Source organism: Paraburkholderia sp. CNPSo 3272 (assembly GCF_024206495.1).
Lineage (GTDB): Bacteria > Pseudomonadota > Gammaproteobacteria > Burkholderiales > Burkholderiaceae > Paraburkholderia.
Map to the genome: position 1 here is coordinate 40327 of NZ_JAMBPQ010000028.1, position 14369 is coordinate 54695.

The 14369-nt window shown below is 66.0% G+C and carries 13 protein-coding genes; 8 read left to right on the top strand and 5 right to left on the bottom strand.

Annotated features, from left to right (window positions below; genetic code table 11):
* Positions 1-2: 2 nt before the first annotated feature.
* Positions 3-560: a hypothetical protein gene (locus M3I53_RS27055; protein WP_254318978.1), complete on the top strand. Its 558-nt coding sequence runs from the start codon at positions 3-5 to the stop codon at positions 558-560.
* An 85-nt stretch (positions 561-645) separates the two neighbouring features.
* On the opposite strand, the gene M3I53_RS27060 is transcribed toward M3I53_RS27055, so the two are convergent.
* Positions 646-1995, bottom strand: coding sequence for an AAA-associated domain-containing protein (locus tag M3I53_RS27060; RefSeq protein ID WP_254318979.1), 1350 nt, complete (start codon positions 1993-1995; stop codon positions 646-648).
* Between the two features lie 29 nt (positions 1996-2024).
* Complete coding sequence (locus tag M3I53_RS27065; protein WP_254318950.1) at positions 2025-3788, bottom strand: ABC transporter permease subunit; 1764 nt, start codon at positions 3786-3788, stop codon at positions 2025-2027.
* 766 nt (positions 3789-4554) lie between these two features.
* On the opposite strand from M3I53_RS27065, the gene M3I53_RS27070 reads away from it, so the two are divergent.
* Together M3I53_RS27070 and M3I53_RS27075 are read left to right on the top strand one after the other, a co-directional pair.
* Positions 4555-6234: a sensor domain-containing diguanylate cyclase gene (locus M3I53_RS27070; RefSeq protein WP_254318951.1), complete on the top strand. Its 1680-nt coding sequence runs from the start codon at positions 4555-4557 to the stop codon at positions 6232-6234.
* 176 nt (positions 6235-6410) lie between these two features.
* A complete protein-coding gene (locus M3I53_RS27075) occupies positions 6411-6677 on the top strand; it encodes a hypothetical protein (protein WP_254318952.1) in 267 nt (88 codons plus the stop codon).
* A 167-nt stretch (positions 6678-6844) separates the two neighbouring features.
* Here the strand turns inward: M3I53_RS27075 and M3I53_RS27080 are convergent, their stop codons facing one another.
* Complete coding sequence (locus tag M3I53_RS27080; protein WP_254318953.1) at positions 6845-8161, bottom strand: ATP-binding protein; 1317 nt, start codon at positions 8159-8161, stop codon at positions 6845-6847.
* Positions 8145-8876, bottom strand: coding sequence for a response regulator (locus tag M3I53_RS27085; protein WP_028207713.1), 732 nt, complete (start codon positions 8874-8876; stop codon positions 8145-8147). The genes M3I53_RS27080 and M3I53_RS27085 overlap by 17 nt, the downstream gene beginning before the upstream one ends.
* Positions 8877-9110: 234 nt before the next feature.
* Between M3I53_RS27085 and M3I53_RS27090 the strand changes: the two genes are divergently transcribed.
* Positions 9111-9680, top strand: coding sequence for a periplasmic heavy metal sensor (locus tag M3I53_RS27090; protein WP_254318954.1), 570 nt, complete (start codon positions 9111-9113; stop codon positions 9678-9680).
* A gap of 107 nt (positions 9681-9787) precedes the next feature.
* Here M3I53_RS27090 and M3I53_RS27095 read toward each other — a convergent pair whose 3' ends face one another.
* Positions 9788-10486, bottom strand: a complete 699-nt coding sequence (locus M3I53_RS27095; protein ID WP_254318955.1) for a pirin family protein — start codon at positions 10484-10486, stop codon at positions 9788-9790.
* Positions 10487-10919: 433 nt separating this feature from the next.
* On the opposite strand from M3I53_RS27095, the gene M3I53_RS27100 reads away from it, so the two are divergent.
* The 4 genes from M3I53_RS27100 (at position 10920) to M3I53_RS27115 (ending at position 14197) form a co-directional block, all read left to right on the top strand.
* On the top strand, positions 10920-11696 hold the full coding sequence (locus M3I53_RS27100) for an ABC transporter substrate-binding protein (RefSeq protein ID WP_254318980.1): 777 nt from the start codon (positions 10920-10922) through the stop codon (positions 11694-11696).
* Positions 11697-11952: 256 nt separating this feature from the next.
* Positions 11953-12642, top strand: a complete 690-nt coding sequence (locus tag M3I53_RS27105) for an ABC transporter permease (RefSeq protein WP_028207717.1) — start codon at positions 11953-11955, stop codon at positions 12640-12642.
* 19 nt (positions 12643-12661) lie between these two features.
* Entirely contained in the window at positions 12662-13384 is a 723-nt protein-coding gene (locus tag M3I53_RS27110) for an ABC transporter permease (protein WP_254318956.1), read from the top strand.
* Positions 13385-13414: 30 nt separating this feature from the next.
* Positions 13415-14197, top strand: a complete 783-nt coding sequence (locus M3I53_RS27115) for an ABC transporter ATP-binding protein (protein WP_254318957.1) — start codon at positions 13415-13417, stop codon at positions 14195-14197.
* Positions 14198-14369 lie beyond the last annotated feature (172 nt).

Below are 14369 nucleotides of genomic sequence, written 5' to 3' on the forward strand. Positions count from 1 at the left end.
GCATGAACGCGCGCGCGAAAGGCGTACGGCAGGTTGCGACGGATTCGTCGACGGCTCGCCGCGTGAAGCTCATCGCACTGGCCGCGCTCAGTGCGGGCATCGCGCTCGCGGCGAGCGGGTGCTCGTCGATCGGCGCGGCGAGCGGCGCCGCGGCTGCGGCGGCCACGGGCATCGTCACGGCGAATCCCGCCGTCGGTATCGGCGTCGGCATTGCCGTGCAGGCGGCCACCGACGAAGCCGTCGGCCGCTTCATGAAGAGCATGCACGCGGACCAGCAGGCGCTGATCGCCGAGACGGCCGGCCGCCTGCCCGTGGGTGGCATGGACATCTGGCGCGTCAAGCACGATTTGCCCGTGGAGAACGGCCACGGCCAGGTGCGCGTGACGCGCGCGTTCGCCAACGCCCTCACGCTGTGCAAGGACTTCGTATTCTCGGTGCAGGACGGCGAGAAGGCCGACGCGCCCGAGCAGTGGTTCACCGCGAGCGCCTGTCAGGACCAGTCGGGCTGGAAGTGGGCCACGGCGGAGCCTGCGGTGGAGCGCTGGGGCACGCTGCAATAGCGCGTCTTGTCCGCAAACGAAAAAACGGTCGCCGGGTGAACTCACCCCGCGACCGCTTTTATATGCCCGGCGAACCGCGCGTCGCTCAGGACTCCACGTCTTCGAGACTGAAGATTTCCGACTGGTCGTTATACGAGAAGATCTCGCCATAACGGCCCCAGTCGATCACGGTGTCGAGCGTCTCTTCGGCGGCGCCATCGGAGAGAAAGTCCTCCAGTTCCTGCTCGAAACGCACGCGCGGCGCGCGATGGCCCGGGCGTTCGTTGAGCACCTTCTTGATCCGCGCCGCGAGCGGCACGTGGCGCAGCAGATGTTCGGCGAACATCATCTTGCGCTCCTGCGTGCCGAACTCCGCGAACACGCGCGCGGGCGGCGTGAGCAGCACGTCCCCTTCGCGCACGTCGGCGAAACCGAGGTTCTGCAGCACTTCCGCGATCGGGAACAGGTCGTCCACTTCCAGATGCAGCGAGCGCGCAATTTCGGGCATGTCGGCGCGGCCGTGATACGGCGCCATCGCGAGCGTTTCGATCAGACCGGCCATCAGGTTGGTCGACACGCGCGGCAGCCAGCTGCCGAGTTCGAGGCCCTTCTTGGTGGTCTCGTCGGTCTGGCGCGCGGTCATCTTCGCGTAGATGTCGTCCACGAGCTTGCGGAATACCGGGTCGAGACGGTTGCGCGGATGCTTGAACGGCACCTTGATCTCGGCCACCACGCGCCCCGGGTTCGACGACAGCACCAGAATGCGGTCGCACATGAACACCGCTTCCTCGATGTTGTGCGTGACGATCAGCACCGACTTGATCGGCAAGCGGCCTTGCGTCCACAGGTCGAGCAGGTCGGTACGCAGCGTTTCGGCGGTCAGCACGTCGAGTGCCGAGAACGGCTCGTCCATCAGCATCAGCATCGGGTCGACGACGAGCGCGCGCGCGAAACCCACGCGCTGGCGCATGCCGCCCGAAAGCTCGCGCGGATAGGCGTTTTCGAAGCCATCCAGACCGATCAGGTCGATGGCCGCCAGCGCCCGTTCGCGGCGCTCGCGCGCGCCCACGCCCTGCGCTTCGAGGCCCGCTTCCACGTTCTGCAGCACCGTGAGCCACGGGAACAGCGCGAAGGTCTGGAACACCATCGCCACGCCTTCGGCGGGCCCATCGAGCGGCTTGCCGCGCCAGGTGACGTCGCCCGACGTGGGCGAGATCAGGCCCGCGATGATGCGCAGCAGCGTGGACTTGCCCGAGCCCGAGCGGCCCAGCAGCCCGACGATCTCGCCCTCGCGCAGCTGGAGATTGGCGTCGTCGAGCACGAGCAGCTCGCCCTGGTTCTTTTTGAAGCCCCGGCACACGTCCTTCACGTTCAGAATTTCTTCGCCGACGCGCGGCGGGTTCGGGGCCGTCTGCACGTCGCCGTGCGCGGCGCTCAGCGTCTTGGGGTTTTGCATCGCGTTACCTTCGATCATTCGTTGTTCGATCAGTCGAGCCGCAGACGGGACTCGGCGTACGTGTACAGCGGGCGCCACAAGAGGCGGTTGAACAGCGTGACGAAGAGTGACATCACGGCAATGCCGAGAATGATCTTCGGGTAATCGCCGGCCGCCGTTGTCTGCGCGATGTAGGCGCCGAGGCCATGCGCGACGACCTTCGTATCGCCCCACTGCACGAATTCCGCGACGATACTCGCATTCCACGCGCCGCCCGAAGCCGTGATGGCGCCCGTCACGTAATACGGGAAAATGCCCGGCAGCATAGCCTGACGCCACCACTGCCAGCCACGAATGCGGAAGTTCTTCGCCGCTTCCTTGTAGTCGTTCGGATAGGCGCTGGCCCCCGCGATCACGTTGAACAGGATATACCACTGGGTGCCGAGCACGATCAGCGGCGACAGCCAGATGTCCGGGTTGAGGTGAAAGCGCACGATCACGATAACGAACACCGGGAACAGCAGGTTCGCCGGGAACGCCGCGAGGAACTGCGCGAGCGGCTGCACCTTCTCGGCGAGCGCCGGGCGCAGGCCGATCAGCACGCCGAGCGGCACCCAGATCACCGAAGCGATGGCGATCAACAGCAGCACGCGAAAGAGCGTGATGAAGCCGAGACCGAGCACGTGCCACACTTCGTCGAGCGTCACGCCCGTGCGTACGAAGGCCACCACGCGCCACGCCACGAACACGGTCAATGCGATGACGAGCACGGCCCACACGGCGTCGCCGATGCGTGCGCGCAAGCCGGTGCGGCCGCGCGCCACGGGTGCCGCGAACGTCACGTTCGGAAACGACGGCAGCTTGATCGGCATGCGCGCAGCCTTGGCGAAGAGCCAGCCCATCGGCACGAGCAGCTGATGAATGAGATGGGTGCGCCGGATCAGGTCGAGCAGCCACGATTCGGGGGCGTCGCCCGAGCTCGTGTTCTCCATGCGGAACTTGTCGGCCCATGCGACGAGCGGGCGGAACAGGAACTGGTCGTAGGCGAGAATCACCACAATCATCGCGAGAATCACCCAGCCCACGGCATGCAGGTTCTTTTCCGCGATCGCCTGGGCCAGATACGCGCCGACACCCGGCAGCGTGATCGTGTTGTTGCCCACCGTGATCGCTTCGGAGGCCACCACGAAGAACCAGCCGCCCGACATCGACATCATCATGTTCCAGATGAGGCCAGGCATCGAGAACGGCACCTCGAGCTTCCAGAAGCGCTGCCACGCGGTCAGGTGGAACCCTCGCGAGACTTCGTCCAGATCGCGCGGCACCGTGCGCAGCGACTGGTAGAAGCTGAAGGTCATGTTCCAGGCCTGGCTCGTGAAGATCGCGAAGATCGCCGCGAGTTCAGCACCGAGCACGCGCGAGGGAAACAGCGCGAGAAAGAACGTCACCGTAAACGAGATGTAGCCGAGCACCGGCACCGACTGCAGGATGTCGAGAATCGGCACGAGCACCTGGCCCGCGCGGCGGCTCTTCGCCGCGAGCGTGCCGTACACGAGCGTGAAGATGAGCGACGCCACCATCGCCGCGAGCATGCGCAGCGTGGTGCGCATGGCGTACTCGGGCAGATTGGCAGGATCGAGCGAGATGACCTGGGTCTTGAGCGTCGAGATGGGCGCCATCGTTTCGTGAAAGCCCACGGCCGCCATCGCGATCAGGCCGATCATCAGCGGGAACGCCACGAAGTCCCAGCGGTTCGGCAGCACGCGCCACGCCGAGGCGTTGGCCGTGCGGTTCAGGTTGAAGCTGAACTCCATTCAGACGCCCTCCGCGCCGGGTTTCAGAAAGGCGGACGACATCGCGTCCGTGCCGCCGGACAGGCGTGGCACTTGCTGCGGAGATGGCGGATCGACAAAGACAAGGCGCATGGACTCAGAATTTCGTTGGCGTTGATGACACGGCGACGATGCCGCGGTGGTACACACCGCCCGCGCCGCAGTTGCGGCTGGCGGCTGGCGGCTGGGCTTGCCTCGACTGAAACGGCACGACACTACTACAACCTTCATGACACTCACAACCGCGCCCGGCATTGCGCGAAAGCCAGAGCACGCGGGCTTTCGCGGCGCTTTCGCCGGCCTTCGGGGGAGCTTCCAGAACGCGTCCGCGAACGGCTCGTGCACGTCATCGTGATGACGCATCGATGACGCCTTGATGACACGGCGACGCCGCGTCTTCCGCCACTCCTGCCTCATTCAGGCCGCCGACGCCAGTGGGCGTCGCTTGCGCGCCACACGCTGGCTCACGCGAAAAGTCCGCGCACGACACCGCTATGACCACGCGTGCGTCCCTTGCACCGCGGTCATCGCCGCGTATCGCCGTGCTGACGGGATGCGGCTTGCATGTTGGCGATCCACGCTCGCACCGCCGCCCGCTCGCGCCGCCTCGCAACGCCGCGCCGACGCTTCGAGAGCGGGCTCGCCAGCCCCCGTTCGAGGGGTAAAATCGACACGCTCCGTCGGTGGCGCACCGGCGCCCCCGGGCGCCGATCCCACGCCTCAATACCACTCACGAACCAGAAGGCCGATGAACAGGAGACTCTTGCGTCAGGCAGCCGGACCCCTCGGGGTCGTGGTGGTCACGCTCGTCTGCTGGGCGGCGGCCGGCTGGCTCGCCGACCGCATGGTCCGCCAGGAGTTCGAGGCCGCCCTCGCCGCACAGCGCCAGATGATGCGCTCGGTCGTGGACAACATGGCCGAAGTGATCGCCAGCGACCTCGCCATGTCGCGCGCCATTCCGGCGACGATGGCCGAGACCCGCGTCGTCCAGCAGGCGCTTACCGGGGCCGCGCATTATGCCGCGTCGAGCGATGCGACGGAACTGGCGCGGCGCAAGGAGCTGCAGGGCGTGCCGGCGCTCGCCGGAATCGACCGCTTTCTCCACGACGCCCAAGGCTTCTCCGGGCTCGATGCGATCTGGCTCGTCAACGCGAACGGCATCTGCATCGCGTCGAGCAATGCGCTCGAAAAAATCTCCTACGTCGGCGTGGACATGCGTCCACGCGCGTATCTGAACGACACGCTGCTCGGGGCGTTCTCCGAAGCCTACGGCGTGGGCACGGCAAGCGGCGAGCCCGGCATTTTCGTCGCCGCGCCCGCCTATGACGACGGCCTGCTGGTCGGCGCCGTGGTCGCGAAGGTCAGCATCGCGCGGCTGCGCCACTGGGTGACCCGCCCGGGCACATTCGTCGCCGACGACAACGGCGTCATCATCATGGCCCATGACAGCGCGCTAGAAGGACGCGCCTTGCCGGGCTCGCGCGTCGCCGAGATGAACGCGGTGGACCGCGTGAACACCTATCTGCGCGAACACTTCGCGCCGCTCGAGCTGCGCTCGGCATCGAAAACCGCGTTAAGCGAGGCGCCGTGGATCCCGCGCGCCGACGCCGCGCAAATGATCGCCTTGCCGGACCAACGCGCGCCTGCCCTCTACGAACAGCGAGGCGGCCTGAACTCCGGGCTTTCGGCGCATCTCGTCGATCCGGTCAATGCGTGGTCCGAGCTGATCGCCAACCACCGGCGCGACCGGCTCCTCATTTTCCTCACACTCGCGGGCACCGCGGCGCTCGCGGCGGTGATCTCCGTCTCGTGGGTGCGCGAGCGGCGTCTGCACCATGCGAGCCGCGATCTCGCCGGGCAGTTGCAGGCCGCGAACTCCCTGCTCGCCGCCGAGGCGCGCCACGACGCGCTGACTGGCGCTCTCTCCCGGCGCTACTTCCTCGACCTGCTGCGCCGCGAGATCGACACGGCCTACGAGGCAGGCAAACCGCTGTGCATGGCGATTGCCGACCTCGACTACTTCAAGCAGATCAACGACCGCTTCGGACACCCGGCGGGCGACCGGGCGCTACAGCATTTCGTGGAGACCTGCCGTGCCGAACTGCGCGCCGACGACGCCGTCGGCCGTCTGGGCGGCGAGGAGTTCGGCATCCTGCTGCCCGCGACTTCGCTCACCACGGGTCTCGCCGTGCTCGACCGTCTGCGCGAGCAGGTGGGCAAACGCGTTTGCATGGAGCTGCCGGAGGAGGCGAGCGTGAGCGTGAGCATCGGCGTGACCGAACTTGCGGCCGCGCAGGATCAGCCCGAGCGTCTGATGAGCCGCGCCGACCTCGCGCTCTATATGGCGAAGGCGGCGGGGCGCGACCGTTGCGAGGCCATGACGGCCGAGGGCGTCGTGCCGCCGCGCGCCGCGGCGCCGACCTGGTGAGTGCGCAACGAGCCTGCGCGACCAGTGAAGCGATGGATGCCCGTATCAGGTGCGGGGCTCGCCCGGCTCAGCCGGCGAGGCGCGGTATCATGGGATGAACGGTGTGCGCCAGGACATACGGTGCGCATGAGTCAAACCGCGCCACTTCGGTGTTCCGCACAAATATGGAGGCATGCATGAAGGGAAATCTGGTCATTGTCTGCCGCGATCAGGATGCGCTCGCGTTCGACCAGTTGATGGTCGAATACGGCGCGTTCCAGACGCGCCTGTCATCGACCGCGTGGTACCTGAAACTCGACGCCACGCCCGAGCTGATTCAGGAAGAGATTCTTGCCCGCCTCGGCAAGTACACCACGCACTACATCTTCGAGGCCGGCACCGTGACCTACAACACGGTGGACAGCGAGGCCGCCGCCGCGCTCGACACGCTCTTCACGGCCTGAGCGGCTGCGACCGGTCTGACCTGGCTGAATCTGGCGTCGCTCTGGCGGCGCCTTCGGGGCGAACATCCGGTCCAACCCGGTCACTACCAGAGCGATACCAGGTCAAGCCCATCCGGCCACGCCCCACCCGTTCGGTGCGGGCTCCCGCCAAACCATTCCAACGCGACTTACCAGATCTGCGCCGCTTCGGCGACGGTGCGCTCCACCACGTCGAACGCAAACGTCATACGCACCGCGAGCCCGCCGCTCTCGCCGTTGCCGATCGATAGCTCGCCCCCCGCGCGGCGCACGAGCCGCTCGACGATCGCAAGGCCGAGGCCGCTGTGGCCGTTGCCGCCGCGCGCAGGGTCGAGGCGTACGAACGGCCGGCTCGCCTGCGTCAGATCCTGGGCGGGGATCCCCTTGCCGTGGTCGCGCACGGTGAGCGAGAAGCCCGTTGAACCGCGCTCGCTCTCGATTACGACGGGCGGTGCGCCATATGCATGCGCGTTGTCGAGCAGGTTCGAGACCACGCGCTCGAGCGTGGCCGCGGGCAGACGAAACTCGGGCCCCGCGCGCAGACGCGTCTCAATCGCAATCGTCTCGCCGCCTGCAGTGCGGTGGTTGCCCGCGATGCGCTCGCACTGGTCGTCGACCTCGACGGGCTCGCTGCGATCGGCGCCGTCGTGCGCAAATACGAGGAACTGGTCGACGATGTGCGCCATCGACTCGACGTCGCGCACCACGCCGTCGCGCACCTTTTGCTCGTCCATCATTTCTGCGCGCAGGCGCAGCCGGGCAAGCGGCGTCTTGAGATCGTGCGCCACGCCCGCCAGCATGACGGCGCGGTCTTTCTCCGTGCGCTCGACTTCCTTGACCATCTGATTGAAGCCCAGCGTGAGCTGACGCAGCTCGCGCGGCCCGCGTTCGGGCACGGGCGGCACGGGCTCGCCGCGGCCAAAGCGCCCCACGGCTTGCGCGAGCGCGCTCAGCGGCTGCTGCAGCATCCAAGCGGCCACGAGCGCGGCGATCACGGCGGTGGCGAAAATGGTGATGACCCAGGGCAGAAACTTGTCGAGCGGCCGCATGATGCGCAGCGGCTGGCCCGGCAGGACGATCCAGCGGGCGTCCTGCGGCCCGCGCACCCAAAGCGTGGGTGGCCCGCCGGGCGGTCCGACGCGCACGTCGGTGCCGGGCGGCATGCGTTCGCGCACGTCGTCGATGAAACGGCGCAGCGGCTCGGGCATGCGGGCGGTGACCGGCGGCACGGCGGGACTCGCCGGATCGACGAGTTGCACGCGCGAAGGCAGCGGCTGGTCGGGCTCGCGCTCGACGTGCTGGCGCACCGCGTCGACAAGGAAGGTCGCTTCCTCGACGGCGTAGCGCGTTTGCATCTGATTGTGTTCGACGCGCATGAGCGTGAACCAGGCGACGTGCGACACCAGCAGAACGCCGATGAAGATGACCGCGAGGCGCCCGAACAGCGAATCAACCGGCCGGCGCATGGTTGCCCTGCTCTCCGTCGGGAACGAACACGTAGCCGCGTCCGCGCACGGTCTGAATGAAGCGCGGCGTGGACGGGTCGCTTTCGAGAATGCGTCGCAGACGCCACACCTGCACGTCGATGCCGCGGTCGGTGCCGTCGTATTCGGGACCGTGCAGCAATTCCAGCAGGCGCTCGCGCGTGAGCGTGCGCATGGGGTGGTTCACGAAAATCTTCAGGAGCGCGAACTCGCTGCCCGACAGCATGATGGGCTTGCCTTCCTGCTGCAGCGTGCGCGACTGGAAGTCGAGCGTGAAGCGGCCGAACGCGTACGGCTCGCGCTGCTCGGGCGCGGCAGCCGAAGGCACCGTGCGGCGCCGGCGCAGCACGGCCTGCACGCGCGCGAGCAGCTCGCGCGGGTTGAACGGCTTGCCGAGGTAGTCGTCCGCGCCGAGCTCGAGGCCGACGATGCGGTCCACGTCGTCCGCGCGCGCCGTCAGCATGATCACGGGGATGTCGTCGCCGGCTGCGCGCAGCTTGCGCAGCGCGGTCAGGCCGTCCACGCCCGGCATCATCAGGTCGAGCACGATAAGGTCCGGGCGCTCGCGCTCGAGCCGCCGCTCCAGCGAGCCGGCGTCGTGCAGCACCGAGACTTCCATGCCTTGGCGCGCGAGATAGTCGCGCAGCAGGTCGCGTAGTTCGAGGTCGTCGTCGACGACAAGGATTTGAGTAGCCATGGGATGAAGTGTAACGCGCGCGCACGGGCCGTTTGCTTACAGCTCTTCCAGCTGGGTTACGAGGTGTTACCGCGAAAGGCGCGTGTAATGTCGCGTAATCTCGACGCCCCGCCGCGTAACACGCGCTGGCTGCCCGGTCGATACGCTAGGGACACCGGTTGCGAGCGCCACCACTTTCCGAAAGCGCCGCGCCAGACCGGATAAAACCCTCATGGATTTGTCAGGAGCATCACCATGTACAAGACGACTTCGCGCCTTCTCGCCATCGCCGCTGCCTCGCTCGCGCTCACCGTGGGCGCCACCGCCGCCAACGCCCAGACTCCGCCGCCGCCGGGCGGTCCCGGCATGATGCACGGCGATCCGGGCATGCATGGCGGCCCCGGCATGCACGGCGACTTCATGCTCGGCTTCAACAAGCTGCACGACAAGCTGAATCTGAACGCCGCGCAGGAAAAGCAATGGCAGGCCGCGCTCGACACGATGAAGCAGAACGGTCAGGCCATGCGCAAGAATCATGAACAGATGAAGCAGCAGTTCGATTCGATGAAGAACCAGCCGATCCTCGACCTGAACGCCATGCACACGGCACACGAGCAGGTCGAGCAGCAGAACCAGCAGCTGCGCGAGCAAACCTCGCAAGCGTGGCTCGCCTTCTACAACGGCCTGAACGACCAGCAGAAGACGACCGTGAGCACGGCGATCAAGGAACGCTTCGCGAAGATGGAGCAGCGCCACGAGCAGATGCGCGAGCGCTGGGAGCAGCACCACAAGGGCGGCGCTTCGGCACCGGCTGCGCAGCAGTAGTCGCCCAACGCACGCGCGAAAGCGCGACAAAGCGCCGCGGGGAGTCACACCCCGCGGCGCTTTTTTCATGACTCGGGCGGTTGCCGGCCTTGCCGCCGGTCAAAGGCTCAGGCGAGATCGAACAGCAGCACTTCTGCCGCTGCGCCCTTCGCGAGCGCGACGCCCGCCTCGGCCTCGATCATCGCGGCATCGCCGGCTTCGAGGCGCTGACCGTTCACGTCCAGCGCGCCGCGCGCCACATGCAGATAGACGCGCCGCCCGGCGGGCACCTCATACTCGACGCGTTCCTCGCCGTCGACCAGAGCCGCATAGATCGAGGCATCCGACTGCACGGTCACCGAGCCGTCGCGCCCGTCGGGCGAGGCGACGAGGCGCAGCCGCCCGCGCTTGTCGGCGTCGTCGAAGCGCTTTTCCTCGTAGCCGGGCGCCCCGCCCCGCTCGCGCGGCAGCAGCCAGATCTGCAGCAGGTGCGCTTGCTCTTCCTTCGAGCCGTTGAACTCGCTGTGCATCACGCCGGTGCCGGCGCTCATGCGCTGCACGTCGCCGGGGCGGATGGTCGAGCCGTTGCCCATGCTGTCGCGGTGTGCGAGCGCGCCGGAAAGCACATAGGTCACGATCTCCATGTCGCGGTGGCCGTGGGCGCCGAAGCCCTGGCCGCCCGCGATACGGTCGTCGTTGAGCACCCGCAGCGCACCGTAGTGCATATGCGCTTCATCAAAATAGTCGGCAAACGAAAAGCTGTGGTACGAGTCGAGCCAGCCGTGGTTGGCGTGGCCGCGTTCGTCGGCGCGTCGGATGGTCAGCATGGCAATCTCCGGTCAATCATGTCGATGTCAGAAGGTAAGGGCGACGGCCCGCTTGCACAATCCGCAGCCGCGCACCGCATCGTTTCGCCAGCAACATCAATGGACTGCGCTGCCAGCGTCGCTCTACGTCAGAGCCGCACTCACTCCGGCTTCGGGTAAAATACCGCGCTTTTCGGCCAGCGTGAGCCTGATGGCCCCGGGGTGGACACTCCATGGCGATTACCCCGCCCCGCCAGCGTGCGCTGCCGCCGGGGCCGGAGTGCGTCGCGCTTTCCGACCCGCATTTTTGATCGCCTAGAATGGCGGCCAACGGCCACGAGCCAGTCCGCCTTGCGTCGGCCGCGCGCCTTACCGCGCCGCGCCACCCGTATCAGTCGTGCATGGGACGGAGTCAGTGCAAAAAAAGCACTCGCTCCGGCTCGACAGGAGAATGATGAAGAAGTTTGCAGTGTGCGTGGCGCTCGCCCTGATCGCGGGCAGCGCCGCCGCCAAAGAGTGGAAAACCGTGCGCATCGGCGTGGACGCCAGCTATGCGCCGTTCGAATCCAAAGCGCCGAACGGACAGATCGTCGGCTTCGATGTCGACCTCACAAAAGCCCTGTGCGCGCGCATGAACGTGAAGTGCGTCTGGGTCGAGAACGACCTCGACGGCATTATTCCCGCGCTCAAGGCCCGCAAGTTCGACGCGATCGTGTCGTCGCTGACCATCACGCCGCAGCGCGCCCAGAGAATCGACTACTCAGCGAAGATGTTCGATGCGCCCGCACGCATGCTCGCGCGCACGGGCTCGCCGCTTCTGCCCACGCCGGCTTCGCTAAAGGGCAAGAACGTGGGCGTCGAGCAGGGCTCGACCCAGGAAGCGTACGCCAAGGCGCACTGGGCGCCGCAGGGCGTGAACGTGATCTCGTATCAGAATCAGGACCAGGTCTACCAGGATCTGATTGCCGGGCGTCTCGACGCCACGCTGCAAGACGAGGTCCAGGCGGATTTCGGCTTCCTGAAGACGCCGCGCGGCAAGGGCTTCGCGTGGGCGGGCCCGGAAGTGGAAGACCCGGCGACGATCGGCGACGGAACCGCGATCGGCCTGCGCAAGGACGACGCCGACCTGAAGGCGAAGTTCAACACGGCGCTGGCCGCGATTCACGCCGACGGCACGTTCGACAAGATCGCGAAGCACTACTTCGACTTCGATATCTACAAAGGCAAGTGAACGGGAAAGCACACGCAGGTAAATAAACAACGAGACACCACCGCTCGCGTCTCGCGCCGCGACACATCAAAAGCCCGGGGGCTCCCCGATAGACCGCCACCGGGCTTCGTATACAGTCACAGGCGCGCTCACGAGCGCAATCGCATCGCCGCGCGCGACCAGGCTAAAACCCGCGCGGCCATGAACGGATTTGAACCGCGGCAGACAAGCGCCGCGCCTTTCGCGGTGTGAGAAGCGCACCGTCAAGGACTTGCCCATGTTTCTTCAAGGCTACGGCCCGCTGATCCTCGCCGGCACCTGGCAGACCGTCAAGCTCGCCGTGCTGTCGCTCGCGCTCTCGTTCGTGCTCGGGCTGATCGGCGCGGCGGCAAAGCTCTCCAAAAACCGCGTCGCGCACGGCGCGGGCACCCTCTATACCACGCTCATTCGCGGCGTGCCCGATCTCGTGCTCATGCTGCTGCTCTTCTACAGCATCCAGATCTGGCTGAACAACCTCACCGACATGCTCGGCTGGGATCAGATCGACATCGACCCGTTCCTCGCGGGCGTGGTCGTGCTCGGCTTCATCTACGGCGCGTACTTCACCGAGACGTTCCGCGGCGCGTTCCTCGCCGTGCCGCGCGGCCAGCTCGAAGCGGGCCACGCCTACGGCATGACGGGCTGGCAGGTGTTCACGCGCATCATGTTCCCGCAGATGATGCGCTTCGCGCTGCCCGGCATCGGCAACAACTGGCAGGTGCTCGTGAAGTCCACGGCGCTCGTCTCGATCATCGGCCTCGCCGACGTCGTGAAGGCGAGCCAGGACGCCGGCAAGGGCACGCTGCGTTTTTTCTTCTTCACGCTGCTCGCCGGCGCGATCTATCTCGTCATCACCACGGTCTCCAACTTCGTGCTGATGTATCTCGACAAGCGCTACTCCACCGGTGTGCGCAAGGCGGATCTCTGAATCGCGCGAGGCCAAGACCATGCAAGACTTCGTCCAACTGATCCAGCAATACTGGCGCAACTACCTCTTTTCCGACGGCTACCATTTCAGCGGCGTGGCCATCACGCTGTGGCTGCTCGTCATCTCGATCGGGCTCGGCTTCTGCCTTTCGGTGCCGCTCGCCGTGGCCCGCGTGTCGAAGAGGAAATGGCTCGCCGGCCTCGTGTGGCTCTACACGTACATCTTCCGCGGCACGCCGCTCTACGTGCAGCTGCTGCTGTGCTACACGGGTCTCTACAGCCTCGAGATCGTGCGCAACCACGAACTGACGAGCGCGTTCTTCCGAAGCGGCATGAACTGCACGCTGCTTGCGTTCACGCTCAACACCTGCGCGTACACCACCGAAATCTTCGCGGGCGCGATCAAGGCGACACCCTACGGCGAGATCGAGGCCGCGCGCGCGTACGGCATGTCGCAATTCACGCTGTATCGCCGCGTGATCCTGCCTTCGGCGCTGCGCCGCGCCCTGCCCTACTACAGCAACGAAGTCATTCTGATGCTGCACGCAACGACCGTCGCCTTCACGGCCACCGTGCCGGACATCCTGAAGATCGCGCGCGACGTGAACTCGGCCACGTATCAGTCGTTCGGCGCTTTCGGCATCGCCGCGCTGTTGTACCTGATCATTTCTTTCACGCTCGTGTGGCTGTTCCGCCGCGCGGAGCGCCGCTGGCTCGCATACCTGCGACCGCAAGGCAAGTGAGCCCGCGAGGGCGTGTTTAAAGGTCAATTGATGAATTCCCAGAAGCAGAAGCTGTTCGTCGACTCCATCCACAAGAAGTACGGCGACAACGAAGTCCTCAAGGGCGTGTCCCTGAAAGCCAATGCCGGCGACGTAATCAGCGTGATCGGCTCGTCCGGGTCGGGCAAGAGCACGATGCTGCGTTGCATCAACTTCCTGGAGCAGCCCAACGATGGGCGCATCGTGGTGGACGGCGAGGAAGTCGCTACGCGCGCGGACAAGCGCACGGGCGCCCTGCACCCCGCCGACGCGAAGCAGCTCCAGCGCGTGCGCACCAAGCTCGCCATGGTGTTCCAGCACTTCAATCTCTGGTCGCACATGTCGGTGCTCGAGAACGTGATCGAGGCGCCCGTGCACGTGCTGGGCTTGCCGCGCAAGGAAGCCGAAGAGCGCGCGCGCACCTACCTGGAGAAGGTCGGTCTCGCGCCGCGCGTGGAGAAGCAATACCCCTCGCACCTCTCGGGCGGTCAGCAGCAGCGTGTAGCGATTGCCCGCGCGCTCGCCATGCACCCCGACGTCATGCTGTTCGACGAGCCGACCTCGGCGCTAGACCCCGAACTCGTGGGCGAAGTGCTCAAGGTCATGCAGAAGCTCGCCGAGGAAGGCCGCACGATGATCGTGGTCACCCACGAAATGGGTTTCGCGCGCAACGTTTCGAACCACGTCATGTTCCTGCACAAGGGACTCGTGGAAGAGGAAGGTAAGCCTGCCGAGGTCTTCGCCAATCCGAAAAGCGAGCGCCTGCGCCAGTTCCTTTCGGGCAGCCTCAAGTAAGACGACTCAGAGAGTCGCCGCCTTCCGGCGATGTAGTCAAAGTAGTTTTACAAGGCGCTTACAGCGCCTTTTCTTTTTTGGTCTTTTACCCCCGAAAAGCCGTCCGTTTAAACCTCAAAAACGGCGTTTTTTGCATTACTCCTTGTGAAATCCTTCGTCAATAGTGGCAATC